Here is a 24,131-nt window from a genome sequence, read left to right on the forward strand (position 1 = left end):
GAGACGGCCTTGGCGACTCCCTGCGGTACCCCTTGGGCCAGCGCGGACAAGACGTCGGCCGGGCTGACGTTGGTCGGGTAGAGCCCGAACGGTGTCGGCACGTTGGGCGCGCCGGGCGAGTAACCCTGGGTCGTGCTGCCATAACCGAGATCGACCAGTACTTTGAGATCGGGTTGTATCAGGTCCGCCAGCGGATTGCCGAACGGGATCCACCGCAACGGGTCCAGCAGCGGCAGGTTGTTGTTGGGGATCATGTAGTAGGTGGTGTCGCCGTAGGTGCCCAGATCGGTGGCGCTGGAAATCTGTTGCGCAGTGAGGCTGCCGTACGTGGTGTGAATGAGAAGCATGCCTGCGTAGGCATTCAGGTCGGACAGCAAATCGATCGGATATTGCGGGAAATCGGCGAATCCGTCGTACTCGCTGGTGTACACCGTGGTCGGATACAGGTCGCTCGGGGTCGCGCCGGTGGACGTCAGGCCGAGGCTGGGAACGAACCCTCCGACAAAGCGTTCCAGAAAGCCCCCGTTGGGATTGTTCGGGTCGCCCACGAGGATGAAGGACACATCGCCGGACGGCACGTGATCTGCCGCGAGCTGCGACATCACCAGCGAGGACAAGGTCGAGCTTTGTGAGTAGCCGAAGACGTCGACGTGGTTGCCGAGGGAAATCTGGTGCAAGATCGCCGAGTACAGCGTGGCCACGCCCTGTGTCAACGACGTGTCGAAGCGCAGGCTGTTGACGCCGGTGATGGGATAGAGCCCCTCGGGCGTCGTCAACGACACCGGGGAGGCACCCGCATCGAGCAGCTGGACATACAAGTCGTTCACGGCCCGCAGGTAGGTGCCGGGCGGTACGGGGATGCCGCTGGGCCCCATGATGAGCGCCACCGCGCCGGCGGGGTTCGCAGGTGCCGCGGACAGAGCGACGGCGTTGCCGGCGCTTTGCAGGGGCGCGGCAACGGCGGCCTCGGCGCCCGCGTAGGCATCGGCCGCCGCGGTCAGAGTCTGCACGAACTTCCCGTGCAATGCCGCTGCCCCCGCACTGAGCGCCTGGTGGACCTGCCCGACGCGGGAGAACAGCGCCGCGACGGCCCGCGACACCTCGTCGGCGCCGGCGGGCGCCACCGCGGCGATCGGGGCGGCCGCGGCCGCGGTCGCCTCGGTGAGCGCCGCACCCACCCGCTCCAGATTCGCCGCCGCCACCGCCATCAGATCCGGGCCCGCAACCAGATACGACATCGACGCTCCTCTCGCACAGTGTCCGCACAACGTCAATTGCGGCTCAGACTCACCAGGACGCCGTCGCCGATCGCGACGGCGTCCGGTCCGGGCGCGCCGAATTCGAAACTGGTGGCCAGGATTTCGCCGGCGATCAGGTCGCGATGCGTCGTTGCCCAATCGAGGCGCTGCGCGGGCACCGACATCACCACGGCGATGCGGTCGGAGACGTCCAGGCCGGTCGACTTGCGCAACTCCTGCAACTCGCGGATACGGTCCTTGGCCCAGCCCTCGGCCTCCAGCTCGGGGGTCACCGTGCCGTCCAGCACCACCAGACCGGTCCCGTCGGGCAGCGCCGCGGTGAAGTCCGGGTCGGCGGCCACCAACCGTGAGCTGTACTCCCCCGGTTGCAGCACCGCCGGCCCGGCGGTCAGGGTGCCGTCCGGGTTGACGACGCCGTCACCGGCCTTGACCGCCTTGATCGCGGCCTGCACGTCCTTGCCCAGCCGCGGCCCGGCCACCCGGGCGTTCACGGTCAGCTCGAAACGGCCGTAGGTGTCGATGGCATCGGTCAGCTCGACCGCCTTGACGTTGAGCTCGTCGGCGATCAGCCCGGCAAAAGGTTCAAGCCTTTGCGGGTCCTCCACTGCCACAGTCAGTTTCGACAGCGGCAGCCGGACCCGCAGTTTCTTGGCCTTGCGCAGCGAGGACGCCGCCGAGCACACGTCACGCACCGCGTCCATCGCGGCCACCAAGTCCGCATCGGCGGGCACGACGCCCGCGTCCGGCCAGTCCGTCAGGTGCACCGACCGCCCGCCGGTCAGACCGCGCCAGATGATCTCGGTGGCCGACGGCAGCAGCGGAGCCGACAGCCTCGAAGTCACCTCCAGCACGGTGTGCAGGGTGTCGACGGCGTCGGGGTCCTCCGCCCAGAACCGAGAACGTGACCGTCGCACATACCAGTTCGTCAACGCCTCGGTGAATTGGCGCAGATGCTCGCAGGCCCGCGAAATGTCGCAGGACTCCATCTCCTCGGTGAGATCCTCGCGCAGGACCGCAAGCTTGGCCAGGATGTAGCGGTCCAGCACGTGCGCCGAGTCGGTGCGCCAGGTACCCACTCTGGGCGCGTAGAGCGCCAGGAAGCTGTAGGCGTTCCACAGCGGCAACAGCACCTGCCGGACGCCCTCGCGGATGCCCTGCTCGGTGACGATCAGGTTGCCGCCGCGCAGAATGGGCGAGGCCATCAGGAACCAGCGCATGGCGTCGGAGCCGTCGCGGTCGAACACCTCGGTGACGTCGGGATAGTTGCGCAGCGACTTGCTCATCTTCTGACCGTCGGACCCCAGCACGATACCGTGCGCCACACAGGTTTTGAACGCCGGGCGGTCGAACAGCGCGGTGGCCAGCACATGCAGCGTGTAGAACCAGCCCCGCGTCTGCCCGATGTACTCGACGATGAAGTCACCCGGGTAGTGCGTCTGGAACCACTCCGCGTTCTCGAACGGGTAGTGCACCTGCGCGTAGGGCATCGACCCCGAGTCGAACCACACGTCGAGCACGTCGGAAATGCGCCGCATGGTGCTGTGACCGGTCGGGTCGTCGGGATTGGGCCGGGTGAGTTCGTCGATGCAGGGCCGGTGCAGGTTGTCCGGGCGCACCCCGAAGTCGCGCTCCAGCTCGTCGAGGCTGCCGTAGACGTCGATGCGGGGATAGGCTGGGTCGTCGGATTTCCACACTGGGATCGGCGTGCCCCAGTAGCGGTTTCGCGAGATCGACCAGTCGCGGGCGCCTTGGAGCCACTTGCCGAACTGGCCGTCCTTGACGTGTTCGGGGTACCAGGTGATCTGCTGGTTGAGCTCCACCATGCGGTCCCGGAACTCGCTGACCGAGACGAACCAGGACGACACCGCCCGATAGATCAGCGGGTTGCGGCAACGCCAGCAGTGCGGGTAGGGGTGCTCGTAGGTTTCGTGGCGCAGCAGCACCGGGCCGTTGGCCGCGGCCGGGCCGGTGCCGTTCTTCAGGTCCCGGATGATCTGCGCGTTGGCGTCGAAGACGTGCTGCCCCTGGTAGTCCGGGACCGCTGCGTCGAAGCGGCCCTTGGAGTCGACCGGGGTGACCGGCACGATGCCGGCCGCCTCGCAAACCGCCATGTCGTCCTCGCCGTAGGCCGGCGCCATGTGCACGATGCCGGTACCGTCCTCGGTGGTCACGAACTCGCCCGGGAGCACCTGAAATGCCTTGGCTCGCCCCGGTTCTGGTTCCATGAAATACGGGAACGGCGGCAGGTAGCGCACGCCGAGCAGGTCCGCACCCCGGCAGGTGCCCAGGATCTCGGGCTCCTCACCCAATTCGCGGCCCAATTCGCGTGCGTAGGCGCCCAGTCGCGCCTCGGCCAGCACGTAACGCCGATCGTCGGCCCTGACGACCACGTAGGTCACGTCCGGGTTGACCGCGACCGCCAGGTTCGACGGCAGGGTCCACGGCGTGGTCGTCCACACCAGCAGGTAGGCCCCGTCGAGGTCGCCGCCGGCCACCGGGAAGCCCACCGTGACGGCGGGGTCCTGGCGGCTTTGGTAGACGTCGTCGTCCATCCGCAATTCGTGGTTGGACAACGGGGTTTCGTCGCGCCAGCAGTACGGCAGCACCCGGTAGCCCTCGTAGGCCAGACCCTTGTCCCACAGCTGCTTGAACGCCCAGATCACCGACTCCATGTAGGGCAGGTCGAGCGTCTTGTAGTCGTTGCCGAAATCCACCCAGCGTCCCTGCCGGGTGACGTAGGCCTGCCATTCGTCGGTGTAGCGCAGCACCGACTCCCGGCAGGCCTCGTTGAACGCGGCGATGCCCATCGCGTCGATCTGCGATTTGTCGGTGATGCCGAGCTGGCGCTCGACTTCCAGCTCGGCGGGCAGCCCGTGGGTGTCCCAGCCGAAGCGGCGTTCGACCTTGTAGCCGCGCATGGTGCGATACCGCGGGACGATGTCTTTGACGTATCCGGTGAGCAGGTGCCCGTAGTGCGGCAGCCCGTTGGCGAACGGCGGCCCGTCGTAGAAGACGTATTCCGGGGCGCCGTCACGGCGGGCGATGCTGGCACGGAAGGTGTCGTCGCGGTCCCAGAAGTCGAGAACCTCGAGTTCGAGCGCCGGAAAGTCGGGCGCCCCGACGGCCAGTTTGGGATAAGCCCTGTCGTTCACGTCGCGCGTCGTCTCCTGTGCCACATGCTGTCACAGGGACGACGACGCGCTGGGTGCGCGAGCGCCGCGGTACCACCCCGCTTGCCGCACTTTCGCGTGGCCGCTCATTGAAAGGCTGTGACGGGCCTACCCGTTCGGTTCTACTGGGCCGGGATGGCCGTTCTTCCGAAGGCTCCCCGGTGATGGCCGGATCGGCGCCGTTGCGACGATTCTACTCATGCACCGCGCATGCGGGTGCGACCCGAGGGGCTCAGGCCCGGACTTCGAGCACGCCGACGCGCCACAGCGCCGCGTACAGGTGCCGCAGCGGGACGCTCAGCAGGCGGGCCGCACCGTCGACCAGGGGGTCCCCGCCGAACGGCCGGCTGTCGGGCCGGCGCGCCGGCTTCGCGCGCTCGGGCGCCACGACCGCATCGGTGTCGCGCACCACCGTCAACTCGCGGACAGGCGCAGGGCGCGCCACTTCGTCGTAGAGGACTGCGGTCATCATCGCCTCCTGGAGGACTTCCACAACGGGAGTTAACTGGACTGACGCGTCCCATCCCGAAGTGGTTCCGACCCCAGAAAGCCTGTCGGGCAAGCCGATCGGCGCTGCGAGAACCTCAGCCGAGGAAGTCGTGCCGGAGAACGGATCGGGACGAGACGAAGTTCGGACTTCGACCCGGACTATCGCTGGAACTCATGCGTCCCTCACCTCCTCAACGCTCACGACTCGCACGGACCACCCGCACGATCAGCGTGCACGCATGGAGTGCAGAAACCGACGAGCGTCGGAGACCAGCACCCCTCTCGTCAGAGTTTTGACACCACACGACGTGTCCGGTTCCCCGGAAGCCACCTGGGCTCAACCCTTAAGCCGGGAGGAGCTGTCCTGACCCGGGGCGTCTTTCGACGTTCGGGGTCAGTGGCCTGTATTCGTGTAGCCGCCTCACCTAACGAGGTGCATACATTTTCGATGATGCACGACGGGTAGGACGCGGTCAAATTCCCGGCGCCGGGCCTGTCGGTACACGCGGACGCAACCCGTCGAACACCAGCGCCACGACGAAGTCGGCAACCTGGGCAGCGGTGACGCCGTCGTCGGTGCTCAGCCGCCGCTGCGCGAGCTGGCCCACCAGCGCGGCCAGCGTGTAGGCCACCATCCGGGGCGGGGCGGCAACCACCTCGCCGCTCCCCTGCGCCGCGACAACGACGCCTTCGATGCCGTCGACGAACCGCTCGTAGATGCCGCCCAGGTGCTTCTCGAATCTCTCGCCAAGCGCGTAGGGGTCACGCAACAACAGCTTGACGGTGGCCTTGTCGACCTCGAAGAACTCCAACGTCGCCTGCGCGGCGGTGTGCAGTGTTGCCCGCAGCGGCGCCTGATGTCCGCCGTTTCGGGCTTCGGCCGCGGTCAGGGCGGCGCCGACGTGCCCGCGCAGCGCACTCTCCTCGGCCGCCATCAGTGCATGGAACAGCTCATCTTTGGAGTCGAAGTACCAATAGACCGAGCCGTAGGCCAGGTTCGCCCGCTTGGCGATGTCGGCGATCGTGGTCGCGTGAAATCCTTTGTGCGCGAACACTTCCTTGGCTGCCGTCATAATCTGGTCACGCCGCTGGGATTTGTCCTCGTCGGTGACCGCGCGGCGACGGCGGACGCCGCTGCTCACTCCTCGACCAGGCTCTCGAGGCGCCCGACGGTGTCGATGAACTCCTCGACCATGTCGAGAACGACCGCACGCGTCGGCCGGACCCGATCGAGCGATCCGACGACCTGGCCGACGAAGTACGTGGCCAGCTCGCGGGCCTTGGCGTCGGGTTGGATGGCGGCCTTGTTGATGCGTATCTGCGGCTCGGTGATCAACGCGCTCTGCAGCGGCATGCCGAGCGGGGCCGGGCTGTCCGGGCGTTCCCATTCGTCCGTCCAGGCGGTGCGCAGCATCCGTGCGGGCTTCCCGGTCAGCGACCGCGACCGCACCGTGTCCGAGGAGCCGGCCGCCAGGAACTTCTCCTTGACCGCGGGAACCGTCTCGGCCTCCTCGGTGGTCAGCCACACCGACCCGCACCAGACGCCCTCGGCCCCGAGGGCCAGGGCCGCGGCGACCTGGCGACCCCGGGCGATGCCCCCGGCCGCCAGCACCGGAACCGGCGCGACGGCGTCCACCACCTCGGGCACCAGCACCATTGTCGCCACCTCACCGGTGTGACCGCCCGCCTCGGTACCCTGCGCGACGACCAGGTCCACCCCCGCCGCGACATGCCGCCGCGCGTGGACGGTGGTCCCGGCCAGCGCGGCGACCAGCACGTTGTTGTCGTGGGCGCGCTCGACGAGATCGGACGGGGGCGGCCCGAGCGCGCTGGCGATCAGCCTGATGTCGTGGGCGAAGGCCACGTCGAGCAGCGGCTCGTACCCCTTGGGAGAGACGTTGAGCCCGCCCGAGGGCGTGCGCGTCTGTTCGCCGGACGCCGCGACGCCGTAGCGAGCGAGCAGGTCGTCGACGAAGGCACGGTGCTCCTCGGGCAAGAGGTGGTAGACCTGTGCGGCATCGATCCCGCCCCGCTCGGAACCGACATATCTGGGCGGCAACAGCAGGTCCACACCGAACGGCTTGCCGCCCGTCTGTTCCTCGATCCAGGTCAGCTCGCTGCGCAGTCGCTGCGGACTGTGCGCGACGGCTCCGAGCACCCCGAATCCGCCCGCGTTGGTCACTGCGGCCACGACATCGCGGCAGTGGCTGAAGGCGCAGATCGGGAACTCCACGCCGAGAAGTTCGGCGACCCTGGTTCGCATTCGCCGACGTTAAGATTTAGTGACTGATAAGTCAATCTGTCGTGCGCAAGGCTTCGCCGCGCATGTCACCGCGACCGGGAATCGCCCGGGATGCCGAGCGTCACGACGCGCTCGGCGCGGGTGCCCGACCGTCCGGAGGCCAGCTCGAAACGCCCTTTTCCAAGGGGACTTCGAGGCTGTGCAGGATCGACGCGATCATCCGCCACGCCCCGATCGCGGTCACGAGTTCGACCAGGACCCTTGTGTTGCCACCCAATTCGCACAGGCACGCCGCCCAGCTGTCCGCACTGACGGCACCGTCGCGCACCACGTCGTCGGTGGCCGCCAGCACCGCACGCTCCGCGGGCCCGAAGGCCCCGTGGCGCCGCCAGTCGCGCACCCCGACCAGGTCCTCGACAGGCACGCCGAGCCGGAAGGCGACACGCCAGTGCTGCGTCCACTCATAGTCGCACGCGGTGAGCCAGCCGATCCGCATGATCGCCAGCTCGCGCAGCCGCGGATCGAGGTCGCCATGCCAGAGCATCGTGGCGAGCAGGTCGTTGATCGCCCGCGCCAGGGGCGGATGGTTGAGCAACACCTGGAAGATGCTCAACTCCGCCATGTAGTCGGGCACGGCCGCTTCGTCGGCGGCGGCCTTGGCTTCGTCGAGCGGCAGTCTGGGCACCCGGGCTGTCGTCATGGCGTACATACTCCGTCGGGCTGGCGGAAATCAATTGCGTTCACCGACCATGGTATCCAGGACCTCGACGTCGGCCGCAACGAACGATCGCCCTGCGCCCCGCGGCTCTGGCTGATACCAAACAACTTCGCGCGCAGCCGTTTCCAGGGGATAGATTTCACAGATCACCGGAAAACGTTGCCGGCCAACACGCGTTCGGCAGCCACACCGGATCCGCGGCACACCATCGCTGGCCGAATCCGTGCGTGGAGCATCGATTCAACCCACTACGCAGGAAAACCGTTTCACCCGGTATGACATTGCAACCCATCGAGATCGGGCCAGGTTTGCGCTGCGGTTCGCGGCGACCCCCCAACGGTACAGTTGGCGACATAATTAAACACTCGCTTAGTAACGCTTGGCGCCAACGGCGCGACAAGCATTGATGTGGAATGCGTCACTTGTCCATATCAATTCGTCGAATTCCCCGCGCCGATTCTGGCAGACGCCTATGCTCACGCGGACGGGTTTCGGTCGCGCAGCCCCTCCCAGCAGCCCCTCCCAGCAGCGCCGAACCGAAGCCCGCCCGGGACTCGACGGGGCCGCCGGACACGGGACGCAACGGCACCCCGATCACGACTCGGCCGAGCATCGCCGATTCGGTAGTCCCCTGTTACATCGACGTGCGCTCCCCGAGGAGTGCGCCCACCCAGAGACGGAGGGCCATACCATTGGCACACCCAGCCGCCGCACCGCTGCCCGAACCCCCGAATGCCGGACGACGTTGGCGCACACCGCCTCTAGCAGCCGTTTCGCAACGTCCAGGATGGATGTCAGGCTCGAGATCTCCTCATGAGCGATAAGTCAGTCACGCCCGTCGGTCAACGTGAGATGTACCTAAGGTTTGTAAAATTTTTGTACGTTCGAACGATTTTTCCGTGCAGGTGAATCGGAACCGCTAGGCTGCAGGTCGCGCCAAGGTCTTACGCACGGCTTCCCTCGTGGGGGTCGACGGGTTGTTTGCGCGGCACTGTGATGTTCGGAGCCGGTACCGATAATCCAACGATATTTCCCAAAGCGCTGATAACAGCGTTCGGCAGTGATAAGAACTGCGGATAGGCAAGGAGAGGTGAAGGACAGTGGATAGGGCAGGCGTTACTCCGGTAGCTGTGATTGGCATGGCATGCCGGCTGCCGGGGGGCATCAACTCCCCTGACCTCTTCTGGGAAGCATTGCTGCGCGGCGACGACATGGTCGTCGAGATTCCTGCCGACCGTTGGGACGTCGACTACTACTACGACCCGGAACCGGGTGTGCCCGGACGTTCGGTGTGCAAGTGGGGCGCGTTCCTCGACGAGGTCGGCGATTTCGATCCCGAGTTCTTCGGCATCTCCGAAAAAGAAGCGACCGCGATGGATCCGCAGCACCGACTGCTGATGGAGACCGCGTGGGAGGCCATGGAGCACGCCGGCCTCACCAAGGCCACGATCGCCGAGGCCACCGGCGTCTTCGTCGGAGTGAACTACGCCGACTACCTATTCGTGCACGCCGCCACCGACGCCTTCGACGGACCGTACGGAAACCCGGGCACCATCTCCTGCATGGCCTCCGGGCGGATCGCCTACGCGCTGGGCCTGAGCGGGCCGGCGACGACCATCGACACCGCCTGTTCGTCGGGTCTGTTCGCCATACACCAGGCCTGCCGCAGCCTCGCCGACGGCGAGAGCGAGATGGCCTTCGCGGGCGGCGTCAACGTGATGCTGGAACCACGCAGGTCGGCCTCCGCCTCGGCCGGGGGCATGCTGTCGGGGACCGGACACTGCCACGCGTTCGACACCAAGGCGGACGGCTTCGTCACCGGCGAGGGTTGCGTGGTGCTGCTGCTCAAGCGACTGGCCGACGCGCAGCGCGACGGCGACCGGGTGCTGGCCGTGATCCGTGGCACGGCCGCCAACCAGGACGGCCACACCACGAACATCACGATGCCGTCGGGAGACGCGCAGGCCGCGGTGTACCGCGCGGCTTTGGCGGCGTCCGGCGTGGACCCCAAGACGGTCGGCCTGGTGGAGGCCCACGGCACCGGCACACCGGTCGGCGACCCGATCGAGTACGCGAGCCTCGCCGAGGTGTACGGCGTGGACCGCCCGTGCGTCCTGGGCGCCTCGAAGACCAACTTCGGGCACACGCAGGCCGCGGCCGGCGCGCTGGGGCTGATGAAGGCCGTGCTCGCCGTCCAGCACGGCATCGTGCCGAAGAACCTGCACTTCGAGGCCCTGCCCGAGGAGATTGCCCAGATCCGGACCGGGCTGTTCGTGCCGCAGGAGACCACACCGTGGCCGATCAACGACGTCAACCCGCGCCGCGCCGCGGTGTCGGCGTACGGCCTGTCGGGCACGAACGTGCACGCCATCGTGGAACAGGCCCCCGGGACCGTGTCGCGCAACGGGGCGACGATCACCACCGGACGCGAGGGCGCTCTGCTCTTCCCGCTGTCGGCATCGTCGGCCGAGGCGCTGCGGGACACCGCCGGGCGGCTCGCGGACTGGGTCGACGCGCACGCGTCGGAGCTGACCATGGCGGATGTGGCCTACACCCTGTCCCATCGGCGCGGGCACCGCCCCGTGCGGACGGCCGTGCTGGCCGGCACCACTTCTGAACTGGTCGAGGCGCTGCGTGAGGTCGCTTCGGGCGACACTGTTTACCAGGAGGCTCCCGGCAAGGACGACAAGGGCCCCGTCTGGGTGTTCTCCGGTCAGGGATCACAGTGGGCGGCGATGGGCACCGACCTGCTGGCCCACGAGCCCGCCTTCGCCGCGACCATCGCCGAGCTGGAGCCTCTGATCGCCGCCGAGTCCGGATTCTCGGTGACCGGGGCGCTGACGGCACCCGAGAAGGTGAGCGGCATCGACCGGGTGCAGCCGACGCTGTTCGCCGTGCAGGTCGCGCTGGCGGCGACGATGAAGTCCTACGGGGTGGCGCCCGGCGCGGTCATCGGCCACTCGATGGGCGAGGCCGCGGCGGCGGTGGTGGCCGGGGCGCTGTCCCTGCAGGACGGCGTGCGGGTCATCTGCCGACGTTCCAAGCTGATGACCACGATCGCCGGCACCGGTGCGATGGCGTCGGTGGAACTGCCCGCCCAGCAGGTTCTCTCGGAGCTGATGGCCCGCGGCGTCGACGACGCCGTGGTGGCCGTGGTGGCCTCGCCTCAGTCCACCGTGATCGGCGGAGCGACCGGCACGGTCCGCGAGCTGGTCGCGGCCTGGGAGCAGCGCGAGGTGATGGCCCGCGAGGTGGCCGTCGACGTGGCGTCACATTCCCCGCAGGTGGACCCGATCCTCGACGAGCTCTATGACGTCCTCGCCGACATCGAGCCGCTGACCCCCGAGGTTCCCTATTACTCGGCGACCTCGTTCGACCCCCGCGAGGAACCGTACTGCGACGCCAACTACTGGGTCGACAACCTGCGCCACACGGTGCGCTTCTCCGCGGCGGTGCAGGCGGCGATGGAAGACGGCCACCGCGTGTTCGGCGAACTCGCACCGCACCCGCTGCTGACCCACGCCGTCGACCAGACCGCCAAGAGCCTGGACATGACGGTGGCTGCGCTGGCTGCGATGCGGCGCGAGCAGCCGCTGTCCCACGGCATGCGCGGCTTCGTGGGCGACCTCTACTCCACCGGCGCCAGAGTCGACTTCTCGGTGCTGCATCCCAGCGGGCACCTGGTGGACGCGCCGCTGCCGTCCTGGACGCACCGGACGCTGCTGCTGAGCCGCGACGGCCACAGCTCGCGCGCCCTGCGTTCCAGCGTCGCGGTACACCCGCTGATGGGCCAGCACGTACGGCTGCCCGAGGAGCCCGAGCGCCACGTGTGGCAGGCCGAGATCGGCACCGCGGCACTGCCCTGGCTGGCCGATCACCAGGTCCACGGAACGGCCACCCTGCCGGGCGCGGCCTACTGCGAGATGGCACTGGCCGCGGCACGCACCGTGTTCGGCGAGACCGCGGGAGTCCGCGACGTCCGCTTCGAGCAGATGCTGCTGCTGGACGAGGAAACCCAGGTCAGCCTCACCGCAACCGCGGAGGCGCCGGGCTTGCTCACGTTCTCGGTGGAGACCACCGAGGAGGGCATGCAGGTGCGGCGCGCCGGCGCGGTGCTCTACGACGTGATCGACGAGGAGGAGCAGCCGCCGGCCCAGAACATGGACGCCCTGCTCGCGGCACACCCGAGCCGCCTGGAAGGCGCCGACCTGCGCGACGCGATGGACCTGTGCGGCATTCAGTACGGTCCGGCGTTCACCGGCCTGGCCGCCGCGCACACCGCCGAGGGCACCGGCACCACGGTGCTGGCCGAGATCGGGCTGCCCAGCGTGATCCGGACGCAGCAGACCAGCTACGGCGTGCACCCGGCGCTGCTCGACGCATGCTTCCAGTCGGTGGCCGCCCACCCCAGCGTCGCCAACGCCAGCTACGGCGGCCTGCTACTGCCGCTGGGCGTGCGCCAGCTGCGCGCCTACGGCTCGGTCCACACGGCCCGCTACTGCTATTCGCGGGTGACCGCGGCGACCGGCGGCGCCGTCGAGGCGGACCTCGACCTCCTGGACAAGCACGGTGCCGTCCTGCTGACGGTGCGGGGGCTGCAGATGGGCACCGGCTCCGCGCCGGGCAGCGAGCGCGCCCGCGTGATGAGCGAGCGGCTGCTGACCGTGGAATGGCAACAGCGGTCGCTGCCCGACGTGGCCACCACCGAGCCCGGAGCGTGGCTGCTGATCAGCACCTCTGACGCCGCAGACCTGCTGGTGGCGCCGTTCACCGACGCGATGAAGCTGCACGACACGGAGTGCGCCACGATGTCGTGGCCGCAGAACGCCGAACACGCGGCCCTCGCCGAACGGCTGCGCAGCCAGATCGGCAACGGCGGGTTCTGCGGCGTCGTCCTGCTGACCGCGCCGCACAACGGCGCCTCCGCAGGCGAGGGTGCCGAAAGCGCCGGCGTGGCTGTTGCCGCTCGAGAGTACGTCCGCCACCTGGTGCGCATCACCCGCGAGCTGCCCGAACTCGACGGGGAGGCGCCGCGGCTGTACGTGGTGACCCGCAACGCGCAGACGGTGCTCTCCGACGACCGTCCCAGCCTCGAGCAGGGCGCCATCCGCGGCCTGCTGCGCGTCATCGGGGCCGAGCACCCGCACCTGCACACCACCCACATCGACGTCGACGAGAACACCGACGCCGAGCAGGTGGTCCGCCAGTTGCTGCTGGTCGGCCCGGACGAGGACGAGACCGCATGGCGCAACAACGAGTGGTACACGGCGCGCCTGTGCCCGTCGCCGCTGCGACCCGAGGAGCGCCAGAGCACCATCGCCGTCCACGAGCACGACGGCATGCGCATGCAGATCCGCATGCCCGGCGACCTGCAGAGCATGGAGTTCGTCGCCTTCGACCGGGTTCCGCCGGGGCCCGGACAGATCGAGGTGGCGGTCACCGCGTCGAGCATCAACTTCGCCGACGTGCTGCTCGCGTTCGGCCGTTACCAGAGTCTGGACGGGATCCTGCCGCAGCTGGGCACCGACTTCGCCGGCGTGGTGACCGCGGTCGGACCCGACGTGACCAACCACAAGGTCGGCGACCACGTCGGCGGCATGTCGCCGCACGGCTGCTGGGCGACGTTCGTCACCTGTGACGCGCACCTGGCCACCACCCTGCCCGAGGGCATGACGGATGCGCAGGCGGCCGCGGTGACCACCGCGCACGCCACCGCCTGGTACGGCCTGACCGACCTGGCCCGCATCAAGGCCGGCGACAAGGTGCTGATCCACTCCGGAACCGGCGGTGTGGGGCAGGCGGCCATCGCGATCGCCCGCGCCGCGGGCGCAGAGATCTTCGCCACCGCCGGCAGCGAGCAGCGTCGACAGTTGTTGCGCGACATGGGCATCGAGCATGTGTACGACTCGCGCAGCATCGAGTTCGCCGACCAGATCCGCGCGGACACCGGCGGCTACGGCGTGGACATCGTGCTGAACTCGGTGAGCGGTGCCGCACAGCTGGCCGGGCTCAAGCTGCTGGCGCTGGGCGGGCGGTTCGTCGAGATCGGCAAGCGTGACATCTACGGCGACACCAAGCTGGGCCTGTTCCCCTTCCGGCGCAACCTGTCGTTCTGGGGTGTCGACCTGGGCCTGATGTCGGTGAGCCACCCGCATCAGGTCAGCGAGCTGCTGAGCACGGTGTACCGGTTGACGGCCGAGGGCGTGCTGCCGATGCCGGAGAGCACGCACTACCCGCTCGCCGAGGCGGCCACCGCGATCCGGGTGATGAGCGCGGCCGAGCACACCGGCAAGCTCATCCTCGACATCCCGCGGGCCGGGCGCAGCAGTGTCGTACTCCCGCCCGAGCAGGCACCGGTGTTCCGTCGTGACGGCTCCTACATCATCACCGGCGGCCTGGGAGGGCTGGGGCTGTTCCTGGCCGAGAAGATGGCCGCGGCGGGCGCGGGTCGGATCGTGCTGAGCTCGCGCTCGGAACCGACGCGGAAGGCGCATGAAACGATCGAGCTCGTCCGAGCGATAGGTTCTGACGTGATCGTGGAATGCGGCGACATCGCCCACGCCGACACCGCGGAGCGGCTGGTGGCCACGGCGACAGCCACGGGTCTTCCGCTGCGTGGCGTGTTGCACGCGGCGGCGGTGGTGGAGGACGCCACGCTGATCAACATCACCGACGAGTTGCTCGACCGCGACTGGGCGCCTAAGGTGTATGGCGCGTGGAACCTGCATCAGGCCACCGTCCGCCGGCCTCAGACAGCGGAGCTGGACTGGTTCTGCCTGTTCTCGTCGGCGGCGGCGCTGCTGGGTTCGCCGGGTCAGGGCGCCTACGCGGCGGCCAACAGCTGGCTGGACGCCTTCACCAGGTGGCGGCGTGCCCAGGGTCTGCCGGCCACCGCGATCGCGTGGGGCGCCTGGGCCGAGATCGGTCGCGGCGCCGAGTTCGCCGAGGGCAGCGGCGCGGCGATCACACCGGACGAGGGCGCCTACGCGTTCGAGTCGCTGCTGCGTCACGACCGGGCGTACACGGGCTACACCCCGCTCGTCGGGACCCCGTGGATCGCGTCCTTCGCCGAACGCAGCAAGTTCCTCGAGCTGTTCAAGACGGCCGGTGAGCAGCGTTCGGGTTCGAGCAAACTGCGGGCCGAGTTGGCCGAGTTGCCGCTCGAGGAGTGGCCGACCCGGCTGCGGCGCCTGCTGTCCGAGCAGATCGGGATGATCCTGCGTCGCAACATCGACGTGGATCATCCGCTGTCGGAATACGGCCTCGACTCCCTGGGCAACCTGGAGTTGCGGACGCATATCGAATCGCAAACGGGGGTAAGGATCACATCTGCCGACATCACCACGGTGCGTGGTTTGGCGGATCATCTCTTCGACAAACTGGCGCCCAAAGAGGACGCCCCGGCGTGATGAACATCCGGACGGCAATGTGGCCTGTTTTTCAGGATCGGGAACAGAGGAGGGACACGTGTTCATAGGTGGAGGCACCGAGCACGACAGCCTACGGGTGGGGAACGCCTACGACTGGGACCTGAACGGGGGATCGGTCGTGACGTGGCAGCCGACTCCCGGGTCACTGGCGAAGGCACAGCAGGCACCGGCCAGTCCGGTGCCGCCGAGTTCGATGCAGGTGGGCCACCTGCGCGGCTACGTGGAGTTCAAGGAGAAGGGGCTCGACTACTCGCGGGCGATCATGGGCTCCTGGGACGTTCCCGGCCGCTGCGACATCCGCGCCATGACCTACGTGATCAACGCGCACCTTCGTCGGCACGCGACCTACCACAGCTGGTTCGAGTACAACGGCCCCAAGGACATCGTCCGGCACACCATCGAAAACCCGCGCGACATCAACTTCGTCGCCAAGAAGTACGGTGAGCTGACCCAGTCCGAGTGGGATGACCACGTCATGGCCACACCGGACCCGCTGCAGTGGGACTGCTTCCGGTTCGGCATCATCCAGTACGACGAACGCTTCGCGCTGTACGCGGTGGTCGACCACCTGCACTGCGACCCGATGCTCATCGCCGGGCTCTACGTCGAGATCCTGATGAACTACACCGCGATCCTGGAGGGCAAGGCGCCGGTCACCCTGCCGCCGGCGGCCAGTTACGACGAATTCTGCCTGCGTGAGCACAAGACGGTGTCGTCGATGACGCTGGACTCCCCCGAGGTGCGCACATGGATCGAGTTCGCCGAGGCCAACGGCGGGACCCTGCCCGACTTCCCGCTGCCCCTGGGTGACCAGTCGATCCCGTGCGGCGGGGACGTGCACGCCGTGCAGTTGCTGGGCCCGGAGCAGACCGCGCAGTTCGAGGCCCTGTGCCAGCGGGCCGGTGCCCGGTTCAGTGGCGGCCTGTTCGCGTGCGCCGCCCTGGCCCACCACGAATTGTCCGGCGAGGACACCTATTACGGGCTCACGCCGACCGACAAGCGCAAGAGCCCGGCGGATTTCATGACGGTGGGATGGTTCACCGGCGTGGTGCCGTTCACCGTTCCGATCAACCACAACTCGTTCGAGGAGACCGCCCGCGCCGCGCAGGCGTCCTTCGACGCGAACATGAACTGCGCGAACGTGCCGTTCGACAAGGTGCTCGAGCTCGCCCCGTGGCTGCACAAGCACGGGCCGCAATTCACCATGATGAGCTACATGGACGCGGGCCTGCCTCCCCTGTCCGCGATCGTGGCCACCGCCCTGGACGGGGTGAACGCGACCGCGTTCACCGACGGCCGCAGCCCGGCCTACATGTACTCGACGGTGTTCCGGTTGTTCGACGAGGTCTCCATCATGGTCTCCTTCCCGAACAATCCGGTCGCCCGCGAGTCGGTGATCCGCTACACGGACGCGCTGAAGTCGGCGTTCGACAAGGTCGTCGCGGGCAGCCTGTCCGAGACACCGGTGCGCGCCGCCAGGTGAGGCCCGCCGAGCCCCACAAGCCCACGCGTGCAACGTAACCGATACCGGCGATGAAGGCTGTCCTGGCTGTTCATGGCACCCGTGGCGATGTCGAACCCTGCGCCGCGGTCGCTCTGGAGTTGCGGCGCCGGGGGCACGAAGTGCGGATGGCGGTGCCGCCCAACCTGATCGGGTTCGTCGAATCCGTCGGGCTTTCCGCCGTCGCCTACGGGCCAGACTCGCACACCCAGCTGGACGAGGACGTTTTCCGTCACTTCTGGCGGGTCCAGAACCCGGTCAACGTGTTGCGGCCGGGTGCGGAGTACCTGACCCGCGGCTGGGCGGAGATGAGCACGGCGCTGGTGTCGCTGACCGAGGGCGCCGACGTGATCGTCTCAGGCCAGACCTACCAGGGCGTCGTCGCGAATGTCGCCGAGTACCAAGGCATTCCGATGGCCGCGATGCACCACTTCCCGCACCGGGTGAACGGCCACCTCGTCCCCTATGTGCCCGGCCCGTTGATCCGGACGACGATGCGGGCGCTGTACGGGATGTACTGGTGGATGACCAAAGACGCCGAGGACACCCAGCGCCGCGCATTGGGCCTGCCCAAGACGTGGCGCTCCTCGGCCAGGAGGATGATCGACGACCAAGCGCTGGAGATCCAGGCCTACGACGCGGTCTACTTTCCGGGCCTCGCCGACGAATGGAACAGCCGGCGCCCCTTCGTGGGCCAGCTGACGCTCGAGCAGCCCACGGCGTGCGACGACGAGGTCGCGTCGTGGATCGCGGCGGGCACACCGCCGATCTACTTCGGCTTCGGCAGCATGCGCGTCGAATCCCCCGCCGCCACGGTCGCGATGATCGGCGACGTCTGTGCGCAGTTGGGCGAGCGGGCGCTGATCTGCGCCGGGGTCACCGACTTCGGCGCCGCGGCGCACCGTGACAACGTCAAGGTGGTCCGTGAGGTGAATCATGCGACCGTGTTCGGATCCTGTCGCGCGGTCGTCCATCACGGCGGCGCGGGAACCACGGCCGCGGGCATGCGGGCCGGCGTGCCCACGCTGGTCCTGTGGATCGGCGCCGAACAGCCGGCCTGGGCGCTGCAGGTCACGACGCTCAAGGTCGGCAAGGCGCGACGCCTCGCGGGATCCAGCAACAAGACACTGCTCAAAGACCTGCGCGCGATCCTGGCTCCCGACTACGTCGCGCGCGCCGGCCAGATCGCCGGCCGCATGACACCGGCCAAGGTCAGCGTGAGCACCACCGCCGACCTGCTCGAGGACGAGGTCCGCCGGCACCATCTTGTCGCGGCGGGGTCCGGAGGAACGACGCGATAGCGGGCGGCACTGTCAGTGGCGGCCGATGCCCCCGGCCACCATGACCGAACCCAGCACTGCGGCGCTGACGATCAGGATCGGGCGACTGTGGGTGCGCATCCACCGGTGGGCCCGCAGCGTGATCGCCTCGGTGCGCGCCGGGGCCACCAGGTAGCTCACGAGCGGGATCTCGACCAGCACCAGCGTCACGGCGGTGAACGTGACGGCCGCGCCCAGTTGCGTGCCGAACGCGGCCCCGGAAGCCAGGATGGCCGTCAGCGCCGCCAGATATTGGACCGGGGGTGTCGCCTGACCGAGGCCGATCGCGAATGCCAGCCAGGGATTTCCACTTCCCAGGGCGTTTCGGGCGCGCACCGCAAGCCGGGAGAGCGCCGTCGGTGTGCTCGGGGGCGGCGTCGGAGCGGGCGGATGTCCCGCCGACACGGGTACCCGGACCGGCTTGCGGACGACCCCGATTGCCGCAATGGCCGCAACCGCCAACACGAGCACGCCGATGACGGCCTGGCTGTGCCCGCCGGTGAATGCGGCCGTTGCCGACCTCATGTGGTGAACGAAGCCCGGCAAACTGTCGCGCAGCAACAGCAATGCCGTCAGGCCCGCCACGACGCCCGTCGTCATGCCACCGAGCCAGAACGCGAACAGATTGACTAACGGCCGCGGCCGCGAGATCAACAGGATGGCGATACCCATGCGCACCGGGTCGGGCGCTGTGACCAGCGCCATCCACAGCACTATGCCCCACACGTGCGGAAATTTTACGTGGTGATCGACCGCGGCACTGCGCTACCGGCGAATCGGTGGACGAACGACCGGGGATCAGCAAATGTCACGCCATGATCACGATCACCGCGGCGAATCGCGATCGCCTGACGTGAATCGATAGCGAATTGTAGTGTTGTCTGGGTGTCACGCCCCACTGGTTCTCATGAGGCGGCCAAACCCGGGGGACTGTTCGACCGCCTCGGGGATTTCGTCATCCGGCGGCCTCTGGTGGTCATCGCCAGCTGGATCATCTTCGCCGGCGCCCTGGCACTGATCTTTCCCCCGCTTCCGGTGCAGGCCGCCAAGCAGGAGCAAAAGCCGCTACCGGATGACGCCCCGACGATGGTCGTCGGCAGGGAGATGCAAAAGGCCTTCCACGAAGCCGGCGGCGGCTCCCAAGCACTGATCATCTTGACCGACGAGAAGGGGCTGACCCCCGCCGACGAGGGCGTCTACCGAAAACTGGTCGAGAAGCTGCAGCAGGACAAGCAGATCAAGCAGGACAAAGTAGCCATCCAGGACGTCCTGAAAATTCCGGAGATGCGGGAGCTCCTGGTCAGCAAGGACGGCAAGGCGATCAACCTGCCGGTCAGCTTCCCCGGTGACGGCATGGCGCCCGCGACTCTTGCCGAATTCAGCCATGTCAAGGAGATCGCCAAGCAGGTCACCAAGGGGACCACGCTCAATGCCTATCTGAGCGGACCGGAAGCCACGATCGCCGACATGACGGCGATGACGGAGGAAGACGCGCACTTCATCGAGGTCACCACCGTGATCTGCGTGCTGGTCATCTTGTTCATCATCTACCGCAACGTGGTCACCATGGTGGTGCCGTTGGCCAACATCGGTGCGTCGATCGGCACCACGCAGGGCGTGCTGTCCGGGCTCGTCGGCGCGGGCCTGCCGTTCAACATGGAAAGCATGATCCTGATGAGCGCCGTCATGCTCGGCGCGGGAACGGATTACGCGGTCTTTCTGATCAGCCGCTACCACGACTACGTGCGGCACGGCCAGGATTCGGACACCGCGGTCAAAAACGCATTGATGTCGATCGGCAAGGTGATCACCGCGTCGGCCGCCACGGTCGCGGTCACCTTCCTCGCCATGGTCTTCACCAAGCTGCAGGTGTTCTCGGCTGTCGGCCCGGCGATCTCCATCTCGATCGCCGTGGCGTTGTGCTCGGCGGTGACGCTGATGCCCGCCCTGCTCGTCCTGGCGGGACGCCGCGGCTGGATCAAACCCCGCCGGGAGCTGACCACGCGCATGTGGCGGGTCACCGGAACGCGGGTCGTGCGCCGGCCGCGAATCCACCTGGTGGGCAGTCTGGTCGTGCTGATCGCCCTGGCCAGCTGCACCAGCGTGATGAGGTTCAACTACGACGACCTCAGAACCATGCCGGCGTCCGTCGACAGCTCCAAAGGCTATGAAGCGATGAATCGCCATTTCCCGATGAACTCGATGACCCCGATGATGTTGTTCATCCAGTCCTCCCACGACTTGCGGACGCCGACCGCCCTGGCCGACATCGAGCAGGTCGCCGACCGGGTGAGCCAGCTGCCGAACGTCATCATGGTGCGGGGCCTGACACGCCCCAACGGTGAACGGCTCGAACAGATGAAGCTGTCCTGGCAGGCCGGCGAAGTCGGCGGCAAACTCGACGAGGTTTCCGGTCAGATCACCAACCACGGCGACGACCTGGACAAGCTGGTCAACGGCTCCAATCAGCTGGCCGACGCCCTGGCCCAGCTTCGGGACCAGGTCTCCAGCGCCGTGGCGAGCCTCAGCGGAGTGGTGGGACCACTGACCGCCATGGAGCAATTGGTGGGCGGCGACAAGGCGATCGCCGCGCTCGACCAGGGCGGGTCCTACACGGGGCAGATGAAGTCCCTCGGCGACAATCTCGGCGCATCCACCGCCCATGCCGAAAACACCGCTCAGTGGGCCGGCCCCATGCTGCAGGCACTCAATGACAGTCCGGAGTGCAACGCCGATCCTGGCTGTATGCAATCGCGTGCCGGGTTGGCGGCCCTGGTCGCAGCCGATGACGACGGAACCCTCAACTCGCTCAAGATCATGTCCCGCAATCTGCAATCGGCCCAGCGGGCCTCGACGGTGGGCCAGGCGCTGGGCAGCGTCCAGCAGACGCTGGGGCAAGCGGCCAGCGCATTGAGGACGATCCGAAACCTGCAGTCCACCATGGCGCAGGCCAAACAGGGGTCCAACGCCCTGGCCGACGGCAGCCGGGCGATCGCCGGAGGTGTGAAGGCGTTGGTCGAGCAGACCAGGAAGCTGGGCAGCGGGCTCGACGAGGCGTCACAGTTCCTGCTGAACATGAAGCTGGACGCCGACAAGCCGTCCATGGCCGGCTTCAACCTGCCGCCGCAGATCACGACCAGGGACGAGTTCAAGAAGGGCGCCCAGCTTTTCCTGTCTCCAGACGGGCACGCAGCCCGCTACTTCATCCAGAGCTCGCTGAATCCGTTCACCACCGAAGCGATGGATCAGGTCAACGCGATCGAGAGGACGGCGCGTTCGGCGCTGCCGAACACCGAACTGGCCGATGCCAAAGTGTCGGTGGTCGGAGTTCCCACGGGTCTCAGGGACACCCGTGACTACTACAACGGCGACATCAAGTTCATCGTGATCGCGACCATCCTCATCGTGTTCCTGATTCTGGTCGGTCTGCTGCGGGCCGTCGTCGCGCCGCTGTACCTCATCGGTTCGGTGCTGCTGTCCTACATGTCGGCGATGGGTTTCGGGGTCCTGGTGTTCCAGATATTCATGGGCCAGAACCTGCACTGGAGCCTTCCGGGCCTGTCCTTCATCCTGCTGGTCGCCATCGGCGCCGACTACAACATGCTGCTGATCTCACGGATTCGCGACGAGTCCCCGCACGGGGTGCGCGTCGGGGTCATCCGCACCGTGGGCTCGACCGGCGGCGTGATCACGTCGGCGGGCCTGATTTTCGCCGTGTCCATGTTCGGTTTGATGAGCGCCAGCATCTACACGATGCTCGAGGCCGGCTTCATCCTCGGTATGGGGATTCTGATCGACACGTTCGTGGTGCGCACCATCACGGTGCCGGCGCTGGCCGCGATGATCGGCCAGAAGAACTGGTGGCCGTCAGATCTGGGCAAAAGCCCCGATCAGGTGGTCGCTTCTTACGAGGCGAAGCGGCGCCAGCTGGAGCAGATCACCGAACAGCTCGTGCGGATGAAAGTCATTCCCAACCTCAAAACTCATGTCCGGCAGCCCGAACCACAGCAACATGGTCGTGCGCGCGGGACGCCGAAAGAGGCCGGCGACCAGCGGCCCGCCGCCCGCGTTCCCAGCCACGCACTCCCCTTGTTCGATCTGGGCGGCGCGTCTTCCCATCTCACCGACGACCTGACCGAACCCGCCCGGCATCCGTTGTCCGCCAACAGAAATGGCAACGGCAGCTACAAGAGGAACCGCTATCTGGGTCACTCGCTGCCGTTGTTCGGCCCCGGTGTGCTGTCACACGCACTCGTCAGCGCGGGAACGAACGGCCCCCGCAACGGCCACAGCAACGGTAGGGCGAACGGCGCGGGTCACTCGAACGGCAGCGACGAACAGCCGAGAGTCCAGGACGAGTCGCTTCCGCTGTTCGAGCCGAATGCCCGGTGAGAATGCCCGGCGAGGTGGAAATTCAGGCGTCCAGCCTGCTGAATTCGTCCTGCCGGTAGAGTTCCACACACTGCGAGCGTCGGATCTTTCCGCTCGTGGTGATGGGGATCGAGCCGGGCGACACGAGGACGAGGTCCGCGACACGTAGCCCGTGGGCTTTCGAAATCGCCGAGGTGACTTCACGTTTGACGAGGCGCAGCCTGTCCGCCGCGTCTTCGTCGGACTCACCCTTCTTCTTGAGTTCGATGATGGCGACCAGTTTTTCGACGCCCTTGTCCGGGACGGCGATCGCCGCGCAGCGCCCGGGCGTGACTTCCTGGATGGTCGCTTCTATGTCGTCGGGAGAATGGTTGCGCCCGTAGACGATCAACAGGTCCTTGAGGCGGCCGACGATGAACACCTCTCCTTCGGAGAAGAAGCCCGAGTCGCCGGTACGCAGCCATGGGCCCTCGGGGGTGCCCTCGGAGGGGTTCTTGATACGGGCCCCGAACGTGGCGGCCGTCTCTTCGGGTTTGCGCCAGTAGCCGGAAGCCACGTTGTCGCCGTGCACCCAGATCTCGCCGACCGTTCCGTCGGGACACTCGTTGCAGGTCTCGGGATCGACGGCGCGCACCAGCATCGATTTCGGGACGCCGTAGCTGACCAGCGGTGTGCCGCTTCCGGTTGCGCAGCGCTGCGCCTGGCCGGCGGGCAGCTTCTCGGAATCGAAGTGCACGGTTTCGGGGGGCTCGCCCACATTTCGGGTCGCGATGTACACGGTGGCCTCGGCCATGCCGTAGGACGGGCGCAGCGCCGCGGGATTCAGATTGAACGGGGCGAAGCGGTCAGCGAATTGCTTGAGAGTTTTCGGCTGCACGCGTTCGCTGCCGTTTTGGATGGTGTGGACCCTGCCAAGGTCAACCCCGGCCATGTCCGCGTCAGATGTCTTGCGCGCGGCCACCTCGAACGCGAAGTTGGGCCCTCCCGAAAATGTGGGGCCGTCGCCGGCCATCATGTGCAACCACCGGGCCGGTCGCTGCAGGAATGCCACCGGGCTGGTGATCACGCTGGACACACCCACCAGAATCGGCATGACTATTCCCAGCAGCAGCCCCAGGTCGTGGTAGAACGGCAGCCACGACACCGCGGTGAGACCCGGTGGGGCCACTCCCCCGTCGAGAGCGAAATAGTCGGCCATGATCTGTTCGAAGTTGGTGAAGACGTTCTTGTTGGAGACCGTCACCCCGGCCGGTATGCGGGTGGAACCCGACGTGTACTGCAGGTAGGCGGTGTCGGAGTGCTCGGCGGGGGCACGGCGCGATCCGGGCCGCGAACCGCTCGGCCGCGAATCCAGATCCAGCCGATCGACTTCCACGATCGAGGGCGCCGATCCGCCCTCCTGCGCCCGGGCATACGGGCTGACATGGTCGACGACGCCCGAGGTGGTCACAAGGACGGTGGGGGTGGTGTCGGCCAGCACCGACGTGGTGCGTTCGTCGTGGGGGCCGCCGTAGGGCACCGACAGGGGAACCGCGATGAGCCCGGCCTGCAGCGCGCCGAGAAAGCTGATGATGTAGTCGGGGCTCTGCGGGGCCAGGATCACGGCCCGATCGCCCTTGGACCCGTGAGCCG

12 protein-coding genes and 1 riboswitch are annotated in these 24,131 nt (G+C 67.6%); of the genes, 4 read left to right on the forward strand and 8 right to left on the reverse strand.

What is annotated here, in order from left to right; translation table 11 throughout:
- From ACOJVU_RS18255 to ACOJVU_RS18280, 6 genes are all read right to left on the reverse strand, one after another.
- Positions 1-1,238: PE family protein (locus tag ACOJVU_RS18255; protein ID WP_421531063.1), on the reverse strand; the 1,238-nt coding region annotated here is incomplete at its 3' end.
- A 32-nt stretch (positions 1,239-1,270) separates the two neighbouring features.
- Positions 1,271-4,411, reverse strand: a complete 3,141-nt coding sequence (ileS, locus tag ACOJVU_RS18260; protein WP_421531064.1) for an isoleucine--tRNA ligase — start codon at positions 4,409-4,411, stop codon at positions 1,271-1,273.
- Between the two features lie 250 nt (positions 4,412-4,661).
- Complete coding sequence (locus tag ACOJVU_RS18265) at positions 4,662-4,898, reverse strand: Rv1535 family protein (RefSeq protein ID WP_421531065.1); 237 nt, start codon at positions 4,896-4,898, stop codon at positions 4,662-4,664.
- Positions 4,899-5,188: 290 nt separating this feature from the next.
- A riboswitch (M-box (ykoK) riboswitch) is annotated at positions 5,189-5,358 on the reverse strand.
- Between the two features lie 33 nt (positions 5,359-5,391).
- Positions 5,392-6,060: a TetR/AcrR family transcriptional regulator gene (locus ACOJVU_RS18270; RefSeq protein WP_421531066.1), complete on the reverse strand. Its 669-nt coding sequence runs from the start codon at positions 6,058-6,060 to the stop codon at positions 5,392-5,394.
- Positions 6,057-7,181, reverse strand: a complete 1,125-nt coding sequence (locus ACOJVU_RS18275; RefSeq protein WP_421531067.1) for an NAD(P)H-dependent flavin oxidoreductase — start codon at positions 7,179-7,181, stop codon at positions 6,057-6,059. Before ACOJVU_RS18275 ends, ACOJVU_RS18270 begins: the two co-directional genes overlap by 4 nt.
- 100 nt (positions 7,182-7,281) lie before the next feature.
- The gene (locus ACOJVU_RS18280) at positions 7,282-7,860 is read right to left on the reverse strand and encodes a carboxymuconolactone decarboxylase family protein (RefSeq protein ID WP_421531068.1); all 579 of its coding nucleotides are present in this window, start codon (positions 7,858-7,860) and stop codon (positions 7,282-7,284) included.
- A 1,118-nt stretch (positions 7,861-8,978) separates the two neighbouring features.
- Between ACOJVU_RS18280 and pks2 the strand changes: the two genes are divergently transcribed.
- From pks2 to ACOJVU_RS18295, 3 genes are read left to right on the forward strand one after another with little or no spacing between them, the layout of a single operon-like run.
- A complete protein-coding gene (gene pks2 / locus ACOJVU_RS18285) occupies positions 8,979-15,287 on the forward strand; it encodes a sulfolipid-1 biosynthesis phthioceranic/hydroxyphthioceranic acid synthase (protein ID WP_421531069.1) in 6,309 nt (2,102 codons plus the stop codon).
- Between the two features lie 58 nt (positions 15,288-15,345).
- Positions 15,346-16,791, forward strand: coding sequence for a condensation domain-containing protein (locus tag ACOJVU_RS18290; RefSeq protein ID WP_421531070.1), 1,446 nt, complete (start codon positions 15,346-15,348; stop codon positions 16,789-16,791).
- 50 nt (positions 16,792-16,841) lie between these two features.
- Positions 16,842-18,110 (forward strand): glycosyltransferase, encoded by a 1,269-nt coding sequence (locus ACOJVU_RS18295; RefSeq protein WP_421531071.1) that lies wholly within the window; start codon positions 16,842-16,844, stop codon positions 18,108-18,110.
- Positions 18,111-18,122: 12 nt separating this feature from the next.
- Here the strand turns inward: ACOJVU_RS18295 and ACOJVU_RS18300 are convergent, their stop codons facing one another.
- Positions 18,123-18,833 carry a GAP family protein gene (locus ACOJVU_RS18300; RefSeq protein ID WP_421531072.1) on the reverse strand — a complete coding sequence of 237 codons (711 nt, stop codon included), beginning with the start codon at positions 18,831-18,833 and terminating at the stop codon, positions 18,123-18,125.
- 180 nt (positions 18,834-19,013) lie between these two features.
- Here ACOJVU_RS18300 and ACOJVU_RS18305 point away from each other — a divergent pair, with 180 nt between their 5' ends.
- Positions 19,014-22,520, forward strand: coding sequence for an RND family transporter (locus ACOJVU_RS18305; protein WP_421531073.1), 3,507 nt, complete (start codon positions 19,014-19,016; stop codon positions 22,518-22,520).
- A gap of 22 nt (positions 22,521-22,542) precedes the next feature.
- On the opposite strand, the gene ACOJVU_RS18310 is transcribed toward ACOJVU_RS18305, so the two are convergent.
- Positions 22,543-24,131, reverse strand: a 1,589-nt coding sequence (locus tag ACOJVU_RS18310) for an AMP-binding protein (protein WP_421531074.1), incomplete at its 5' end; no start/stop codon positions are given.

The sequence above is a fragment of the Mycobacterium sp. THU-M104 genome (genome assembly GCF_049197365.1).
GTDB lineage: Bacteria > Actinomycetota > Actinomycetes > Mycobacteriales > Mycobacteriaceae > Mycobacterium.